This is a genomic window from Prevotella herbatica (assembly GCF_017347605.1).
In the GTDB taxonomy this organism is placed as follows: Bacteria; Bacteroidota; Bacteroidia; order Bacteroidales; family Bacteroidaceae; genus Prevotella; species Prevotella herbatica.
The window spans coordinates 74,337-92,658 of the sequence record NZ_AP024484.1; the positions used below are offsets into that span (position 1 = coordinate 74,337).

Below are 18,322 nucleotides of genomic sequence, written 5' to 3' on the forward strand. Positions count from 1 at the left end.
GTATACATTTTATTATTACTTGTTTTATCGGATATCAATAATTCAAAACATTAAACAGAAAGCATTTATATTAAGTATATAAAACTTTTAGTTTAATAAATTGTATTAGCATTTTATGGAGTGATATCTTAAAGACTTAAGATGACATACATTACATATTGACATATCATCTTAAGTTTTTATCGTATTATTCCATTGTTATGTAAGTCGTTATTTTACTATTTTATAAAACCTTTATCTTTCATCTTTTCAGCATCAACAAATAAAGCCATACCAGTTTTCATCTTCCTGAAGCCTTCCTTTTCATAAAACTTTTCTTTTCCAGGAGAAGCATATAAAATAAAACTACAGTTAGGTATATTCCCAACTATACTACGGACAATTGTTTTACCAATTCCTTTACCTTGGTAACTTGGCAGAACAGCTACATCATATATAGCGGCTTGATACTCGCCATCAGATATTGCTCTTCCAAAGCCTACCAGATTATCTGCATCGAACACAAAAACAACAGTATGACTATTATTAAATGCCCGTTGATGTATTTCAGCTGTGCGGTTAGCCATCCCAGCCTTTTGTAGGATGTCTACCACCACATTCCAATCTATATTTGTAGTATCAAGTTGTATTCTCAAATTCATAAGTTGCAATTATTGTTTTATACCTTTAAGGGTATATTATACTAGTTATACATGATAAACATACCCTATGTGATATAATGTTTATTCTTTATATTTTCTAAGTTGCTCTGTAAGTATTGCATAAATCTCTTTAGGCTTCATAGACATATTAGATACATTAATACTTCCCACAGTGCCTGTCAAGCCAACATTAAACTTTATGAGTTTCTGTTTCACTATACCTGATTTTTCTACAAGCTTACTATAACCAGATTTTGTATATATGATCCTTATTTGCTTGTTATGTTTATAACTATAAAGTTGGAAATTCTCAACATCTTCAAACATCAAGTCTACGTGTTTGTTCTTAAATAAAGAATACGTTCTGATGCGGTCTTCACAAATTTCGAATACTGGAATATGGTAAATATAAGAATAGAAAATATACATGATCATAAACAATCCAACAATGAAAAGAACGATTCCGGCTACGCCCATAAATATATCATGAAAATATGACCAGCTTTTACCAATAGCCATTATAAATGCCACGACCCCTAACAACACACATAGAAATGAAATCAATATCATCTTCCATGTATAAAAAATCTTATATGTTTTATTCTCCATCTGATTATTTTATCAATTTAGGTTATAAATAAAAATGTTTACTATTCAAGCTGTTCTATTCCTTATAGCCATTCGGTTCGGGTTCTGCAGCAATATCAATACCAGTTTCCCCTTTATCTAAGTTATAAGTTGCAGCAATGTGCATGCTGAATCTATCGCCAGATTTGAGAAGTAAAGAGTGATTTATCCAATATACAACTTCTCGCATTGATTGTTCTAGCTTATCTTTCTTCAGTTGACATTCCCAAACAGTTATGACGTTCCAACCCATGCCAAGCAGTTTCTGCTTATCTTCATCATCCCGTTGTTTGTTGCGTTCAATCTTGTTTCTCCAAAACTCAGCGTTTGTTTTAGGATATGTTATGTGACCATGTCCGTGCCAGAAACAGCCGTGAACAAAAATGCATATACTATATTTTCTCAACACAATATCTGGAGTTCCTGGTAATCGTTTCACATTCTTACGATACCTATAACCATGACTCCAAAGCCAATGCCTCACAATCAGCTCAGGCTTTGTATCCTTGGAACGGATTCGTGACATGTTATATGAACGTGAAGAAGCTATCATGGTTTAAACTCTAACAGTTCACTGCCCGTAGCAAAGATAGGTTCACCTTTAATATATGCATTAGCTGTATCTTGACTACGAGATAGAATCAATTTGTTTATATCTATTTTTCCAAAAGAAACCTCATCATCAAAACGGAATACAAAATATTCCCCCTTTGGTCCTCCATGATTAGATGGATATAAAGCCTTCTCCATTCTTTCCTGTGACATTATCGCATAATCATGAATTCGGAAAACATGATAATTATTTTCTGCCTCGTGATTTTCTTCATAGAGTATAGCAAATTTAGGTCTTAACTTTCTTATATGGCTTTTTTTCTGTGCACCATTTCTTCCAGAATCAAGACGAACATTATATATCAAAGTTCCTTTATCGTTCTTGCCTGTTATCCAATCCCAATGCTCCTGATCATGATACATTCCCACAACAAAATAATCATTAATATATCTCTCAATATGATACTCAGCCAACCATTCTTGAGGAACATTAGTATAAGGGTGATCAATTTGGTATTGTTGCACTTTCTTTTCAAGACTCTTTTGAGGATTATCACCCAACGTAACTTCATCAATTATAAAAAACTCACTTAACAATTTATAAGCATCATTTTCTGTTGGATTGGTATTCGTTTCCGTGCTAAGAGCAAGCGCATATAGATTATTATCAACATACGGACGATATAATTTACCTTGCAATTCCTTGAAATGCTCCTTTATAAACTCTTCTCCAGCTATCGGATTTCCTTTACTCTTCATTGCGTAGAATTTATACTTATTCTGAAGAACATTTCTTATTTCATCGCGAAACAGTTGTCTAACTTTACTTCTCCACGTACTTTTTTCAGAACTCTTATTTCGAGAATACAAGTAAATCACATATAAGAAATTTACATCATAGTGAGATAGAATAAGCGTGTCTCTATCAAATAGTCTATCCTCAAACTGACTTGATACATCTGTACTATGTTCCTTTTCCTTTCCGTTTAAATGTATCTTGATATTGTCTTTCTCAACATAAGAATGATCTTTGTTTACATAAGCAGATATGAAGAAATTTGGTATCACGTTATATCCTTCAGTCAACGGATCACTATCATCATTACGTAGACGAATCTGTTTATACCTTTCTTCTTCGTCATATTCATTCTTATTAGCAAACAGATCAATGTTCCACTGAATCACATTTCGGGCATAAGTATATTGCTTATAAATAGACTTTTTACCTAGATTGTGCCCATTTTTATAATATTTAGAATCACCAATATAATAAATATCTTTTTGATCATCGTCATCGCTTTTTACCAAATCATCATAAATATACATATGGTCAACAAGTTTTCCATCATATTGTTCCTTCAATCCCTTAGGAATGTCTGTATCACCAATCAAATCATCTATCATAGCTTCAAACACGTGCTCGAAGCTCTTTGCCAACAAGTACTCATGTTGGTTCATGTTTACATTAATCTTATAGGCATATTCAAAAAAGGCATAGCATAAATCCCACAACTGTAATGTCTTGTCTGAGAAATATTTATATCTTATTTGGCGCAGCCTTACTTTACCCAATCCCCTAAGATACAAGTTGAACTGTTTGCCAATAAGCAAATCATAGTTGCAGTTTATATGAGCTTTAAATCCATAATTGTCATTAAGATAATAGAGTATGCTAAAGAAGATTACAAACAATTCTTCTTCAAAGTTTATCTTACGCTTTTTATTTACAGGGTTCAGATATACAACATCATTGCCCTGAACCACACATTGCGATTTTGATATAGTTCTAGTCCAGTTTATCTTATTATGGCCACTATGCAGATTTTTAATTGTATATATAAAGAAGTTTTGGTTTTCGTTGTTAAACCTTATTAGCGACAATATTATGTCAAGAAAGGTACTTGCTTCATGTCTACGTCCTCTACCTTCTTGTGGTAAAGTCTTGTAATAAATAGCCTTACTATCTCTGTTATTTTGTCTATAAACATTTAACGAACGATACATCCATACAGAAAACTCATAAATGAACTTTCGATAATCTTTTGGCAGGTACTTCTCTTGCCCTTGTGGCGATATTATATCCTCAGGTGTAACCCATCTTTCGTTTCCATTTTCGTCAATTACCGTAGGTATATTCGCAATAATTTCTATTTTAGTTTTTTTGCCATCTTCAGTTGTTATCTCTTTATCCTCCAACAACACTTTTGGCAAAATAAAGACACAGTCCTTGATTTCCGGTATAGGATTATAGAAGTAGCCCACATAGCTTACGCTGATATATTTATCAACGTCCTGCAATGTGCAGATGCCTTTAAGTTCATTCTGTACACATGCTGCTGCATAGTGGTGTTCTTCAAATATAATCCGCATAGTGTATGTTATTTATTCTCGTCAGACTTCCAACCGAGAACGTTATCAATAAATTGCGACATTATGCCTACATTTACTTCGTTATCATCATTATAAAAGTCAGGAAATGTTAGATCAGCTTGTACAGACTTTCCTTCATCTGTTTTTGTAAATTTAAATAATTCACTGTTGTCAAATCCATATTCCTTAAACACGTCATTCCAAAGATAGAATAAAACTTTACCGACGAAAGTTTCTGCTGTGATTATTGTTGGCTCTGCGTCTGTTTCACTAGCTTTTTTGCTAGCCTTACAGAAGAAATACCCCAACTGTTTATCAGCCGAGGAAGTCATATTGTTTATCACTTCATTTATACTTTGTATAAATTCATACCAATCATAGGATTTATCATCAGCCTCTATTGTCCAGTTTTTCTTAGCGTCTTTAATCTTTACATATTTCCATGCCCATCGACGTTTAAAGGCTGAGTCTATCGGGAACAAGCTCTGATCTGATGTATTCATTGTTGCCCATATATGGAGATTAGGAGGAAGTACTAACTTCTCACCATTCCTAATTTCATCGCTAGTAGCAATAATTTCACCATGATCATTTACAACATCAGACACCTGTAACCCTTTACCAAATCCGAGTTCATTATCTTCTTTCAAAAATTTTTGAATATCGCTATCTGGAACTATTTCATAACTTGAGAATCCGTTTCTGTTACGGTCAAGTAGTTGGAATACATCACCGAATATTTGCGCACAGTTACCACGATTAATTTCCTCTATCACAAGATAAAATGGTTTTGGAGATTCTCCACTTTCTTTTGCTTCCGCCATTAACTTCCATGCTTTTAGATATGCTTTTATAAATGCTTGCGGAACAAACTTATATGTTATGACTTCTTCTGTTAGTGGTTTTCCGCTCTCATCTTTCAGTCTAACCGTTTCTTTTTGATTCAATCCATATCTTGGACGAGGTTCTATTATCGGCTTATAAGCTCCAACAAAAGTTGAATAGTCACTATCTGGATGAAAGATTGTGCGAATATTTTTACTATTAACTATTTTTGTTTTTATTCCAAATGACTTACCTGTACCAGGTGCACCATAATAAATTTGCTGAAGAGGCTGATTAGGGGCAGTATAATGCTCTAAAATTTTACTATTTGTATTAGTATCGTGTAGTAATTTCGCACAATTTGGTTTTTTGGCTAAGAAAGCACAAATATCTGCCAGATAACCAGAAGTAGCATTAACAAGACTTGCAAAATATATTATAGGTGAAACAAAAAAGTCATTTCTATCAATAGTCTTACCACCGCCCCACCAAGAATAATCGGTAATAAATTTATTCATAAATTCCTTCTCTTCTTGTAACAAATCTAATGAATCTAGTTTCTTCATTTCAGCATCTGATAGAGATAAACTATTATGACCTTTTAAAGCGTCTTTTGAGTACAGGGATAATGCGATATCTCTATATTTCTCCAATTCAATATAGTATTCCGTAAAGAATGAAGCTATATAAAACCATTGATTTGGAATATACATATCAAGATTACTTGTTGAATGAATCTTGACACTATATTTATAATAAGTTATAACATTATTATCTATACTTTCAACTTCACTTTTAAAGCTGGTTGGAATCTCAATGTCTTTACTATCAAAATTTTCTTGATAGTCTTTAACCAGTCTATCTTTCAATAAGTTTAAATTAATTAGTGCCATAGCTATTTATCTAAAAGTTGTTTTTTAATTTCATGAGCAAGCCGTTTAACAACAGGAATTGCAACACTATTACCAAATTGACGATACGCCTCTTTCTTTGAAACTACAATTTTATATTCTGGATTAGTTTCATTATAATTGAGGTTATTCTCTTGCTCTGGGTGAAGCCAACCATTACCTATAATTCTGTAGCCTTGTAACCTACCAGCTTCAACCGGAGTTAAAGTTCGAGGGTTTAAACCTTGGTCAGATTGATCGATTAATATTTCGCTTCCGTCTTTCCAATATCTAGCAGAAATCGTGCTCGCGTAAACACTATCAGCTGTATATAAAGAATAACCGAAACCTTTACCATTAGCTTTATTTCTCTTTTTTCGTTCTTGATGCCCGATCCACATTCTGTCTGAAATTGTAAATGTTCTAGTTACCTCTTCTGGTTCAAAAACATCTGAGACTTTAGTCGGTATTGCATGCTCTACCAAGTATTTGCGATCTTTCTCAAAAATTGTTTTACCATTAATATCAATTCCAAATGGAAATTTAAAATCGTCAACATGAATCAAATTTGGATACCAAGCAATTATAAATAAACGCTCCCTATTTTGAGGTACTCCAAAATATTTCGCATTAATAACATCATATTTATACTTATATCCAAGTTCTTCCAATGTTTCTAAAATAACTTTAAAAGTATTTCCATTGTCATGTGTTCTCAATCCTCTAACGTTTTCTAAATATAAAACTTTAGGGGGAACCCCACATTCTTTTTTGTTTTTTATTATATTTGCAATATTAAAAAACAATGTACCCCGTGTATCTTCAAAACCTTTTCTTAATCCAGCCACAGAAAAAGGCTGACAAGGAAATCCCCCACAACAGACGTCAAAATCAGGAATTTCTTCTGGGCAAGCACTTGTTATATCATTATTGAAGTATTTATTATCAGCAGCAAATAAATTTGGGCTATCAAATTTATAGTTTGCTTCATAACTTTCACGTGCATTTTTATCTATTTCACTAGCGAAAACACATTCACCTCCAACACTTTGCATGGCTTGATGAAAGCCACCAATTCCTGCAAAAAGGTCAATGTACTTAAATTTCTTTCTCATTAATTAAAACCTCCAAGACTTAATGCTTCAACAAGATATTCTCCCATAACTTCATAAATATCAACTTCTTCTGATTCGCAAACTCTAAAGCATTGTTCCATAAGGTTATTACGCTTTACAGCTTCTGCTTCAGAATATGTTGGTTTATGCGTCTCGTAGCTGATGTAATTTCTAAAGTCTTCATCTGAATTGAAATTAAGATGTTCTGTGTTTACCAAATAATTGGCAAAATCTTTAACGTCTTGAATTGTTGTTATATTCTTAGGTAAGTTCATAATTTTTAATGTAACGTATTTAGGGTGTAAAGTTATGAAAAAAAAATGAGATTTACATAATTTTGACCACAAAAATCATACAAGTTTTCAATATTAAACGTGATACTTACTCAAGATTTAGTAGACTTGTTGAAGAACTTCTAAAAATTCGCAGATTAGTCCAAATTTTGTAAGCAATGACTATTAAGCAGTTACATTATTTACACTCTGAATATTTATTATCATTGCCGTATTTGGTTGATGAATGTAAATCATTTACATCCTATAAAGCAAGTAATTACACAGCTTATTAAAGAAATTAGGATTGCAATCCATGTATAACGAATAGATGTTCTAAATCTCCTCTGTTCTTCTGTTTTAAAATCTTTTGAATAATCTATCAGTGAATTAGTAACAATACAGTAACTATTAAATAATACCCATAAACAAGTATTTGGGAAAACATCATAAATACGATTTTCCTCATATTCGTCATCACTAGATGCTTTTATTTTATGCTTCTTCCCCTTTGCATAATAATCTACTATAGAATTAAAGTTCAAAAAAATAAAGCCTTCTTGTTTAAGAAAAATCAATAGAACAATCGCTTCGTATATTTCTGATTGAAAGTTCCTGCCTTTGTAAGTCTTATATTGGACGCACACACTACTGTAGTCTTCTTTAGCTAAATAAGTGTCTTCAAAAGAATTTGGTAAATATTGATCCATAAAGTTTATATCGTATAAAGACATAATTATATCGCCAATAGTTACTTCGCTATCTGGAACGCATTTTGTTACGATTTCAGTAACTAATCTTTTTTCATTTTTTGTTAATTCACGCATTATAATTTATCATTTAAGTTATATCAAAAAGTATAGTATAGTATACTAGTAGTAGCCTACTTCAAAAACTTTATTTGCCATACTTTCTAAAGGCTGAAATAGTCTGATATATCCCATAACTAACAAATATCTTTGAAACAAAGAATAAAGTATCACCAAGTGCATTTAATTTAATGCCTTCATGTTTTATTATGCCATCTTTTATTATATCATTAAATTTGTCTTTAAAATCTATTAAATAAAACATATGTAGATAGTATTTCCACACCTCACCGAAACTCTCTGATCCATTCCACCCCCATACAAATAAAGGCGTTGACTTTACTCCCCAGGTATTAATCAATGCGAAAAAAAGCCACGCTGTGACGCATGTAAATAGCACACCTTGTCCCCAACTCATACCAAAAGAATTACTAATACGATTGAGATACAACAAAGTGTATTCTCTAACTTTCTCTAGTGATTTAATTGGTAACAAAGATAACAAAAGCAAAATTGGCAAAAAACAGATACCGATTGTATTATAGAACCAATTTCTTGTAAACCAGCGGAATATATTAGTAATAAATTTATATTTAAAATCAAGATGTTCCGAGTAATACTTCATTTCTTTTGCTTTATAAAACAAAAGATTAACAATATCGTTTCTCTGAAAATACTCATTTTTAATTTTAGCAATGCTCTCCCTAGAATCATATTCAGTTTCAACGTTTTCGATATTTATATCACCTATGAGAGTCGATTTGTCTAATTTAATTCTATCTAGTTTTGAATCTTGTATCGTTACAGTGCCTAATATATTTGCATAACTAAAATCTAACGTACCGGCTCTTTTGATAGATTCTTCATTATTTATATTTCTTATTAATATAAAGGCATCCTTTGTTATTAACGAATTAGAAAAAGAAATTTCATTTGACAATTTAATAGGCTGGCCATTTATGCCACCAGAATCAGAATCAATAAACAAAAGACTCTTAATTGTTGAAAAAGAAAAATCCAATTTAGATATTGTATCATAATAATTTAGTGAAATAGTTACATTATCATCAAAGTGACAATTTCGCATGCATATATCTCCAATCATAACATTATTAATATTCAACTCTTTATGAAAATGTGACCCAAAAAAGTTTATGTGCGAAAACAGATTATAGTTATTTAAGTAATCATTTCTATAAAGGCGTTCATTGCTAGGTAACTGTAGATCACTAGATACTATTACTCTACCTTTAAATATTGAACTAGAGAAATCATAGTAATATTTATTATAGTCAAAAAATGAACAATGCATAAAACAAACATCGCCTTCATAAACGTTACCCGTAAAGCAAATTTTCCTAGCATCTTTCCAATCTTCACGAGAAAAAGTAACTGTTTTTTTAAACGTATTGCCTACAAACATTATATTACATATATCGACTGGTAAATTGTAATCATTATCTACATTTTGATTAATATCATTTTTTTCAAAACGTACATCTTCAAAAAAGATTGAATTTTGTATATATGACAAACCCAGAAACTTAGTTCCACTAAAAGTTACATATTTAAGGAATTTAGTATTCCAAAATTGCATTAAATATATGATAGAATCTGCAAAACTTATTTTATACTTTATTTCAAATTGTATTTGGTCTTTTACTGATATGCCACCTCGCTTATCAGGGATTAAATCACTTTCTTTTCCTAAATTGATTATTCCTTCAATTTTACCACATAAATTCCCAATCCAAAAAGGAACAGGATGTAGTCTATCATCTAAAGAAATTATAAGCCTTGCGAAATTAATTATTGGTTCCGCATTAGGATGCTTTTCCTTCTGTTCTTTAAACCTCTTATTAACTATCCAATATAACTTTTCATAAGTATCAATGTAATCTCGTTCTATGCCATCTTTTAATTTGATTTTCTTTATGTTAGGCTGAACTTGCAACTTTCCTTCTTCCATTTTATCTTTTTATTTTATAGTGATAATTTCAAACTAGATATTTGTTCAATTAAGCATTGTATGAGTTTCGGGTATATCCCTTACATCTCATATATATTACAATTCACGTATTTCAGAATAAATTCATCGATATTAGATCTTGTATTTTTCAATGTCCTTTACCAAATATGATTATTTTCGCAAAATTACAAAAAAAATCAATACATGATATAAAAGTTAGGACTAAATTATTCCGCTGGTGTTTTTCTCTGCGTAACGCTATGAGAAACAAAGCTGCTCCATAGCCCACGCTAGCCGTTTCTCTGCGAAATAATGCAGCCTGCTGCATTCATCTGCGACCTCTGCGCTATCTGCGAGAGAATAGGCCGTTCACTCAAATAAGCTACAACTGTCTTTCTCTACGAGATCAGCGGGAGATCTACCATTCTTATAGGTTATTCACTTTATAATACAGCACAAATCTTTCTGATATTATCAAGTCGTTCAGACAATTTGTTGCTTCTACAAGATAATGCCATATTATAACGAGTCTGCATATTAATAAGCATCTCTGGATTAATACCTAGCGAAGCCTCTACTATCAGAGCGAAGTCTGTAGTTACAGGGCGTTTGCCATTTAATATTTCATTGAGCATAGTGTAAGAAACTCCTATCAGCTCAGAATAATATTTCTGACTGATTCCCCTACTCTCAAGTTCTTCTTTGAGCACATCTCCAGGGTGAGTTGGTAATCTCTTTATCTCGTTCATAGTAAATCTATTTTTAATAATGATTCGTTAAATCAGTCAATTCACATACCGTTATTTGTTGCTCTCCATCCTTGATTCGTGTTCGGAATTCCAAGCGATATTTGCCATCAACTCTTATAGAGCATTCTTCACTGTTTTCCAACGATTCGAAGTTTAAAGAATTAAGTACGAAAAGATCTTCTATGCGCATAGCGCCAATAAGTGTATCCACTCGCTTCTGATATTTCTTAACTACCTGCGGCTAAAATCTAAACTTTTTATTTTTGCACTTGCCTTCTTCATAGAGTTCGCGCAAATAATCTTTTTCATATACTATTAACATGTTTTCGGTATCTTTACGCTGCAAATATAATATAATGGCTACAATAATTCACTAAATAAGTGAATTAATTAAAGTTATTTAAGACACCTTTCTCACTCATTTTTTATTCTCAGTGCAGCCTCTCACCGATTCACACAGATGTCTCGTCTCTGCGTAAATCTGCGCTATCTGCGAGAGAATAATCACACAAGAAGACTCAAGCTATTGCACAATGAAAACCCAATGTCTCTCGCAGATCTCGCAGATTACGCAGATAAAACCAAAAACAACATTAACTACAATATGTCTTTCTCTGCGAAATAATGCAGCTTGCTGCATTCCTCTGCGACCTCTGCGTTATCTGCGAGAGAATAGGCCGTTCACTCAAATGCACACTGTTGCATTTACTCTGCGTGAGACAACATCATTCCATCTGCGGGGACCAAACAAAACAATAAAGAGGGATGTGCTTTAGCACATCCCTCTGTTGTTATCCTGCAATCCATACCGTGCAGCTAAGTAGCGCTGTGAGCGCTGCGATTAACCATATTAAGTTGGAATTTCGATATAACTTTATCAAAATTAGCACACGATCCTCCACAAATTTAGTTCTTTACGATAGTAAAATTATGAAACCAATTGAGTCATGAGTATCTAAAATATTTTTTAATTTTTAATTTTCTGATGCCGTTTCCTACATGATTTCACCAAACGCATTGTTATCCAATACGTTAGCTAATGTATATAAGTCCGTTCTTATACATTTTAGGGAGTGATTAGGGCCTAATCACTCTGTTGTCCTACATGCTTTGCAGAGTAATAAGGCCCTTATTACTCAAAGGCGCACCGAAATTGGTGATTTTATTCTCGCTACACTTCATACATTTTGACTATAATAGGAATTGATTATAAACATTTGAAGTTATAAATTCTGAAACACTATACACATTTTTAAGCTGTTACTAATAATCAGTATAGTTGCATGAAATTCTTTACTGAAAAGATTGGCACATCAAAATGCTATACAAATCCATTTATTTTAAAATTTTATTTACAAATAGATGTAAAATTTCTAGCTTTACAATTCGAAAGAAAGGCATTACTGTGATTTACTTTACAGCCAAATACACAACTTAATGGTGGGACAAAAAAAGCGATTTTGGTATTATGCTTTGATCAAATTCCATCGTTTTAGGTACAAATACGTGCTAATAATGTAGGAATCATGTAGGAAAGATGTAGGAAAAGGCACTAATATACATGGGTTAATATTCTGATTAGTAATTGTTTAAGTAAAAAATGTAGGTAGTGTAGGTTATTTTTCTTTTTTTCTGGAATCTTTTTCTATTTAGGGGGTAATGCTCTCCATAAATATCCCTTTATTTTAAGTCATTTTACACGTACTCTATTAAAAATAAATCTTTTAATTACGTTGATTTTATTGACGCTTTTTACTTATATTTTTATTCCATAAATCTCAAGTAAACTTGGCTCTGCTCTCACTTGCTTGCTCTTCCATTATCCTAAACTGTAATATAAACTGCCATTTATCTCGCAGATTTACGCAGACAAACCCCAAAACTACACCAACCACTAACAGTCTTTCTCTGCGAAATAATGCAGCTTGCTGCATTCCTCTTCGTTATCTGCGGGAGATACGGCCGTTCACTCAAATAAATCCAACTGTATTTCTCTACGGGAAGCCACTACGAAAAAAGCATCTACAGCAATCCGCGGGCTCTTTACAAAAAGAGCCCCCACACTCGCGTGTGAAGGCTCTCCAATACATCCCCACTGGGATATACTCTTCTTAGACTAAGTAGACTTAGAAGAAATGAATAGAATTAACTATTCATGTAATTATTTATAGTGATAATTGTTTAGACGTCCTTCGATTCTCACGAACCTACTCTTCACATGAACGAGTCACCAGGGACATCGTAGAATTGAGTTTTCTTTCTTTAATACGGCTTTTTCTAGGTGTCCTTGTATATACATTACATTCCACCACTCCTTGCCGATATTCTTTATCAACTTCCTGCGCTGATTATACGCCGAATATTGACGCAGCATTCCTAAATAAGAATTTAAAACTGCTATATATTGTTCTGCATGTTCTTTCGCAAAATTCTCATTACTTTCAGCAAGCTTATTCCACATGATGAGCTTATCAAAGGCAAAACCTAACGAACGATTATGGATATATAATCTACCTGGCATGATGCGACCACCAATAAAGTTAACACCTTTTGTATAATGCTGCAAATACATTTTTTTAGGATGCAATTCCATGCCACGTTCTGAAAGCCATGAGTAAATACGCTGTTTGATTTCTAACAATCTGTCTTCACTTCTATCTATCAGAACCATATCGTCAACATAGCGTCCATAATGTTTTATGCCCCAGTCTTCTGTTATCAAATGATCAAGTGGATCAAGTGTAAATGCTGCTGATAATTGGCTTGTTAGCCTACCTATTGGAAGTCCATGTTTGCCATCACTATTAAAGAGACTCTTATCCGGAGGAAGGTCTTTCCATTTACTTCTAGGACATCTACGCACACAATGCTGCTCCGGATTATCCAGCAATATAGATCGTAGCATAAACAATAATGCTGGCAAATCTTTTTCATGATAGTTATCTATGATGAATTTTTCCATGTTACGATGTACCATCTGCTTAGGAAGACTCATAAAAAAAGAACGAATATCAAGTTTCATTATATAGCAATCCTGAGTATAGTTTGCTGAGCATTCACGTATATGTTGATAAATACGATTTATACCATAAAGTGTACCCTTATCTTTCCTTGTTGCATAATTGTCTTCAATAAACTGTTTCTCAAGTAATGGCTCTATCTTGCTTGCAATCATGTGGTCTACAACACGACTTTCAAAAGACGGAGCAAAAACTTCTCTTAATACAGGATGAGTAACTATAAATACGATAGAGCGCAGGGGACGATATGTGCCGGCATTTATTGCCTTCCATAAGTCCACACACTTTCGCTCATAATCGTATTCAAAGGCAAGTGCATTATACGAACCGCGTTTATGGCGTCTACAGTCAAAGTAGGCGGTAAATACGTCCTCTAGACATATACCTCCTTCTTCTCCTGGAGCAAAGAGATCCTGCTCTCCAGTTCCATATTGATTTTGATTCATACTTTGCATTATTATTTATTTTTATTCGTTTTGCTGTTATCAGGTTTTTCTGCAAAAGCCAGAACTGCCCGGACATAATGACCATTGTTCTTATTGTCGTAGGTTACGTTGACGTTCGAAGGATTGAAGTTAACTAGTACGGCGTTGTTACTATTATACTCTGAAGCACACCAATTGTATGTTATCTGTTATGACATTACTAGCCATGCTGTGCTCTGACAGCTACGCCAGTCGATAACCCTTTTTCATTAAAACCGGTTCCCTCCGCTAAGTCATGACCGAGCGGACACTCACCAACAAAATCATTCTTGCCACTATATACTAATTTATTAACTCACCATTGACTTTAACACTGATATGAAGTGCATCGCATTCATAGGAGACGAATTCATCAAATCAAAACTCTTTATGGCATCAACTAATGGATAATTGATTGACACCGTTTCTTTTATTTCTTTTTCTTTATCGTCTACTACCATATTTTCATCAGCAGAGGCATCAACTCCCGTAAAGATAATGACCCCTTCTGCCTCTTCTGATATTTTTCCACCGGCTGATGTTATCATGCTTATAGCTTTTTGTATACCCGATATAGGGAAACCTGCAACCAGCACATCACCACCACGACGGTGTTTACGTTTTATTTTATAATGCATTAGCCTAGATATGGCATAAGCTGCTGCATCGTATGCGTGATAAAACATACCTACTTTTACTAAGTATAGATATTTATTATCACCACTCTTTTGTTTTTCTATTAGCTCTAGTTCTTTCATGTATCGTTGTTAATTTTATTACTATTTTCTGTTAGCGCACTTTTCGTTGTATACTTTCCAACTAGTTGCCTGCTTTCCTATTTGCTGAAGCAACAGGGCTATCACAGCATACTGGCGTTCGGTTATAACATGTTGCTCTACACTAATGCGATAAAGCATTGTTATTAGATTATACTTATCTAGAAAATCAGACAGTATACTTATTTTTTCGTAACTGCTGTTTGCTCTATATATCAGGGACAACATATCTAGATTTATATTCACCATTTTTTCGCCAACCGTATAGCGGTAAAAGCGTGGATAACATTTTGTTTTCTCTATTGTTAAACTCAATAACTTCATTGTATCACGATAGATCGGTAATTCATGAGATAATGCCATAAAGGATTAATTTTTAAAAGTTGCGACCGCCACAGGCGGTTTTTTAAGTTGCGGTAGACACATAATATATATTTTTTAAAATAGATAAATTATTAAATAGATAAATAGTTAAAAAGCCAGAACTGCCCGGACATAATGACCATAGTTCTTACAGCCGCAGGGAACGATGACGTACGAAGGATTGAAGTAAACTAGTACGGCGCCGCTACTATCACACTCTGAAGCACACCAATAGTAATTACCATGATTCAATGCTGTGCCAGATGCTGTTGTTAATTTCGTATCAAAGGTTGAATAATAAACACCACTTGGCAAACCTGATATCATATATGTACCTATACCATTAGGACTTGTACGCATGCCTTTTATAGTTGTCTTTTGAGGATCTGTCCATGTACAAAGATTCTCCATTATATCCCACCAGTCACCAGCACTGGGAAGATACCATTTTCTACCAACCAAAGAACCGCTATGCGTAGTACCATCGCTGTAGTTATTACAATAATACCATGCAGGATTACTACTGCTACCAACATAGCTGCTATTGGCACTTAATGCATCATAACCGCTGCTTACATCATTAAAACATGTCTTAAAATCCTGACAGTAAGGGTGAACGGTCTGGTTTGGATAAGGTGAACTATAAGAATTTGACCAAGCACAAGTACTACCACTATATGCATCTTTCAACGCAAGTGCCCTACCATGACGGCAACCGGCATCATATTGAGCTTGAGTAACCTCACTCGAAAAGATGATACCAACCGTTTGACCTGACTTGAAAGTTGTGCCGTTTGTACCGTCACTATAAAGATAGTTACCTATAGGGGCATCACCCATATACATATTACTTCTACCGCTTGCTGTTGTTGCAGTATAGGTTACTCTTGCATCTCCATTGCCACCACTTGCACCAAGAGTTATATTGCACTGATAGTTCAAATTGCGGTAGACATTAAAATTAGTTAAATCGCTTAATGGAGTGGCTACATTTGTTACGCCTCCGAGATAGATTCTATAGGTGGATGTCCAGTTGCTACCCTTAGCATTAACAAGAAGGTAACTAGCTGAAGTGGGAGCATTACTGCTGTTGCGGAGTGCCTCTGAGGTGGCATTACTGTTGCTACCGCACAGGTTCTCGTATACATAGTAGGTCTTGGACAACGCGGTAGTCTGGCTCAAACCGCTCACGGCAGTAAAGTTACCATAGCTGCCTGTTCCTGCTGGAGGAGGACCGACTACAGTAGAGGCTGATGCGGGCACATGGCTGTCTGTGATATAACTGCTAAGAGGGACATTGCAGAGCTGATAACCTGTAATCGTTACACCGCTTGCAGGAGTTATCGTGAAGCTGAACTTGCTGCACTGATGGTATAAAGGGATGGCAAACTGATTGGCTCCACCTGTTGTGATATTGGCAGATGCCTTACCTATCATTAGAGCTCCCGTACTGCCGGCTGTACTGCCGCTACTCTCCAAAGCATCGGCACTGGCCAGCGTAGTGTACATCGTATTGAGTTTAGAAATGGTATTCACACCTGCAAAGTAACTCGAAGAACCTGTATTGGCAATGGCATAGATAGTGCATCCAGTCGCTGAACGCGTTGTCACAGGAACAGAAACGGAGGTAGCTGCAACGGATGACACATACTTGCTGCCGATTAGGGAATTGGTATTGTCGAAGACAAGAACTGTGATATCGCTCACAGTATTCTCGTTGGCTGAAGTGATGGCGCGTGTCTGATTTCCGTCATTGATGCAGAACGTCAGCTTTACCGTTGTTGTGTCTTCACTAACCTGTGGAGCAGACGGGAGTTCCTCCCAAGCACAGGATGCAAGGAAAAGACACAGGCACATCAGCACGAATGAGACTGAAAGAGAATATATGGTGTGAATAGAATTCTTCATTGTTATACTATACATTGATTGTTACCGTACTCTTATTTCAACTAGCAGACTAGTAAAACACTGTTCCGCTGTTGACTTCACTCCAGGGCATCACTCTAAGGTTTACACCCATCACGCCCACATCAACGACGATTGCCTTGTCGTCTTCAGGCGAAAGGGTTATCGGGGCGCCATAAGAGTCCGTGGTGCGCTTAAATATCGGATTGTCGTTCTTGTAAAGGGTGAAGGTAACACTATCACCCTCGGCGGTAGGCATGGCATTGATAATATCCGTGGAGAATACCCCGTTGCTGTCGAAGCCGCCATGAGGCTCATAGACCACGCTGTCACCCTTGATACTGCCGTCGAAGGCAAGAGCACTGCGGAAGCCTTCTAGCTTTACGGTGTAGTTACCTGCTCCCATCTGACTGAGAAGGTTGCGGATCACGACGTGGATGCGCACGTTCTTATTCATCATGACAAGGGTGGCAAAGCTGGAGTCGCGAAGTGCATCGCCGGGACTGTAGCTGAAACCGCCGTAGCAGATATAGCTCATCGGAGTGATCTCGGTGATGGTGCCTGAGGTCCTTGTCGCAGAGCGGGACTCACCATAGTTGCGGAGTCTTGCGCAGACGCTGCCAAGGGAATCTCCCAAGACTGGAGGAACGAGCTGAACGCTGTCACTACTGCCTAACCCCACAGCAACAAGACGCATGGTCTGGCGGTTGTCGAAGCAGAGATAGTAGCGACCGTCAGGCTCTCTGGAAACCTCATGGGAGTAGCGCCCCTCTATAAACATATAGGCATGCACGCTGCCTGCCACGGAATCAGGCAACACCTCGCCTGTCCTCGTGGTTAGGCGAACGCCAACATTGTACTGCACACGAAGGCTCTCGTCGTCGTTGATGCAGCTACACATTAGGGGCGAAAGCATAGCCAGAAGGATGCAGGTGATAAGTATATGCCTAATTTTCATTGGACGTTAGTTTGATT

General features: G+C 35.2%; 16 protein-coding genes. All 16 read right to left on the bottom strand.

Annotated elements, in window-relative coordinates:
* Positions 1 to 218 precede the first annotated feature (218 nt).
* On the bottom strand, positions 219 to 641 hold the full coding sequence (locus prwr041_RS00300) for a GNAT family N-acetyltransferase (protein ID WP_207154367.1): 423 nt from the start codon (positions 639 to 641) through the stop codon (positions 219 to 221).
* Between the two features lie 81 nt (positions 642 to 722).
* On the bottom strand, positions 723 to 1,250 hold the full coding sequence (locus tag prwr041_RS00305; RefSeq protein WP_207154368.1) for an STM3941 family protein: 528 nt from the start codon (positions 1,248 to 1,250) through the stop codon (positions 723 to 725).
* A 55-nt stretch (positions 1,251 to 1,305) separates the two neighbouring features.
* Entirely contained in the window at positions 1,306 to 1,821 is a 516-nt protein-coding gene (locus tag prwr041_RS00310) for a very short patch repair endonuclease (RefSeq protein ID WP_207154369.1), read from the bottom strand.
* Entirely contained in the window at positions 1,818 to 4,190 is a 2,373-nt protein-coding gene (locus prwr041_RS00315; RefSeq protein ID WP_207154370.1) for a restriction endonuclease, read from the bottom strand. The genes prwr041_RS00310 and prwr041_RS00315 overlap by 4 nt, the downstream gene beginning before the upstream one ends.
* 8 nt (positions 4,191 to 4,198) lie before the next feature.
* Positions 4,199 to 5,908 (bottom strand): hypothetical protein, encoded by a 1,710-nt coding sequence (locus tag prwr041_RS00320; RefSeq protein WP_207154371.1) that lies wholly within the window; start codon positions 5,906 to 5,908, stop codon positions 4,199 to 4,201.
* 2 nt (positions 5,909 to 5,910) lie between these two features.
* The gene (gene dcm / locus prwr041_RS00325) at positions 5,911 to 7,020 is read right to left on the bottom strand and encodes a DNA (cytosine-5-)-methyltransferase (protein WP_207154372.1); all 1,110 of its coding nucleotides are present in this window, start codon (positions 7,018 to 7,020) and stop codon (positions 5,911 to 5,913) included.
* Entirely contained in the window at positions 7,020 to 7,295 is a 276-nt protein-coding gene (locus prwr041_RS00330) for a hypothetical protein (RefSeq protein WP_207154373.1), read from the bottom strand. The genes dcm and prwr041_RS00330 overlap by 1 nt, the downstream gene beginning before the upstream one ends.
* Positions 7,296 to 7,546: 251 nt before the next feature.
* Positions 7,547 to 8,119 (bottom strand): hypothetical protein, encoded by a 573-nt coding sequence (locus prwr041_RS00335; RefSeq protein ID WP_207154374.1) that lies wholly within the window; start codon positions 8,117 to 8,119, stop codon positions 7,547 to 7,549.
* 70 nt (positions 8,120 to 8,189) lie between these two features.
* A complete protein-coding gene (locus tag prwr041_RS00340) occupies positions 8,190 to 10,070 on the bottom strand; it encodes a hypothetical protein (protein WP_207154375.1) in 1,881 nt (626 codons plus the stop codon).
* A gap of 443 nt (positions 10,071 to 10,513) precedes the next feature.
* Positions 10,514 to 10,819, bottom strand: coding sequence for a HigA family addiction module antitoxin (locus prwr041_RS00345; protein ID WP_207154376.1), 306 nt, complete (start codon positions 10,817 to 10,819; stop codon positions 10,514 to 10,516).
* A 13-nt stretch (positions 10,820 to 10,832) separates the two neighbouring features.
* A complete protein-coding gene (locus prwr041_RS13590; protein ID WP_237072262.1) occupies positions 10,833 to 11,009 on the bottom strand; it encodes a hypothetical protein in 177 nt (58 codons plus the stop codon).
* A 2,037-nt stretch (positions 11,010 to 13,046) separates the two neighbouring features.
* Entirely contained in the window at positions 13,047 to 14,285 is a 1,239-nt protein-coding gene (locus tag prwr041_RS00355) for an RNA-directed DNA polymerase (protein ID WP_207154377.1), read from the bottom strand.
* Between the two features lie 329 nt (positions 14,286 to 14,614).
* Positions 14,615 to 15,061 carry a MutS N-terminal domain-containing protein gene (locus tag prwr041_RS00360; RefSeq protein WP_207154378.1) on the bottom strand — a complete coding sequence of 149 codons (447 nt, stop codon included), beginning with the start codon at positions 15,059 to 15,061 and terminating at the stop codon, positions 14,615 to 14,617.
* A 21-nt stretch (positions 15,062 to 15,082) separates the two neighbouring features.
* Positions 15,083 to 15,442: a four helix bundle protein gene (locus prwr041_RS00365; protein ID WP_207154379.1), complete on the bottom strand. Its 360-nt coding sequence runs from the start codon at positions 15,440 to 15,442 to the stop codon at positions 15,083 to 15,085.
* A 108-nt stretch (positions 15,443 to 15,550) separates the two neighbouring features.
* Positions 15,551 to 17,350, bottom strand: a complete 1,800-nt coding sequence (locus prwr041_RS00370; protein WP_237072263.1) for a DUF4906 domain-containing protein — start codon at positions 17,348 to 17,350, stop codon at positions 15,551 to 15,553.
* 49 nt (positions 17,351 to 17,399) lie between these two features.
* Complete coding sequence (locus tag prwr041_RS00375; RefSeq protein ID WP_237072264.1) at positions 17,400 to 18,305, bottom strand: FimB/Mfa2 family fimbrial subunit; 906 nt, start codon at positions 18,303 to 18,305, stop codon at positions 17,400 to 17,402.
* Positions 18,306 to 18,322: the final 17 nt, after the last annotated feature.

Bases quoted from the DNA above. Each gene is read 5' to 3' on its own strand.
- prwr041_RS00300 (WP_207154367.1), bottom strand. From the start codon at position 641: ATGAATTTGAGAATACAACTTGATACTACAAATATAGATTGGAATGTG.
- prwr041_RS00305 (WP_207154368.1), bottom strand. From the start codon at position 1,250: ATGGAGAATAAAACATATAAGATTTTTTATACATGGAAGATGATATTG.
- prwr041_RS00310 (WP_207154369.1), bottom strand. From the start codon at position 1,821: ATGATAGCTTCTTCACGTTCATATAACATGTCACGAATCCGTTCCAAG.
- prwr041_RS00315 (WP_207154370.1), bottom strand. From the start codon at position 4,190: ATGCGGATTATATTTGAAGAACACCACTATGCAGCAGCATGTGTACAG.
- prwr041_RS00320 (WP_207154371.1), bottom strand. From the start codon at position 5,908: ATGGCACTAATTAATTTAAACTTATTGAAAGATAGACTGGTTAAAGAC.
- dcm (WP_207154372.1), bottom strand. From the start codon at position 7,020: ATGAGAAAGAAATTTAAGTACATTGACCTTTTTGCAGGAATTGGTGGC.
- prwr041_RS00330 (WP_207154373.1), bottom strand. From the start codon at position 7,295: ATGAACTTACCTAAGAATATAACAACAATTCAAGACGTTAAAGATTTT.
- prwr041_RS00335 (WP_207154374.1), bottom strand. From the start codon at position 8,119: ATGCGTGAATTAACAAAAAATGAAAAAAGATTAGTTACTGAAATCGTA.
- prwr041_RS00340 (WP_207154375.1), bottom strand. From the start codon at position 10,070: ATGGAAGAAGGAAAGTTGCAAGTTCAGCCTAACATAAAGAAAATCAAA.
- prwr041_RS00345 (WP_207154376.1), bottom strand. From the start codon at position 10,819: ATGAACGAGATAAAGAGATTACCAACTCACCCTGGAGATGTGCTCAAA.
- prwr041_RS13590 (WP_237072262.1), bottom strand. From the start codon at position 11,009: ATGCGCATAGAAGATCTTTTCGTACTTAATTCTTTAAACTTCGAATCG.
- prwr041_RS00355 (WP_207154377.1), bottom strand. From the start codon at position 14,285: ATGAATCAAAATCAATATGGAACTGGAGAGCAGGATCTCTTTGCTCCA.
- prwr041_RS00360 (WP_207154378.1), bottom strand. From the start codon at position 15,061: ATGAAAGAACTAGAGCTAATAGAAAAACAAAAGAGTGGTGATAATAAA.
- prwr041_RS00365 (WP_207154379.1), bottom strand. From the start codon at position 15,442: ATGGCATTATCTCATGAATTACCGATCTATCGTGATACAATGAAGTTA.
- prwr041_RS00370 (WP_237072263.1), bottom strand. From the start codon at position 17,350: ATGAAGAATTCTATTCACACCATATATTCTCTTTCAGTCTCATTCGTG.
- prwr041_RS00375 (WP_237072264.1), bottom strand. From the start codon at position 18,305: ATGAAAATTAGGCATATACTTATCACCTGCATCCTTCTGGCTATGCTT.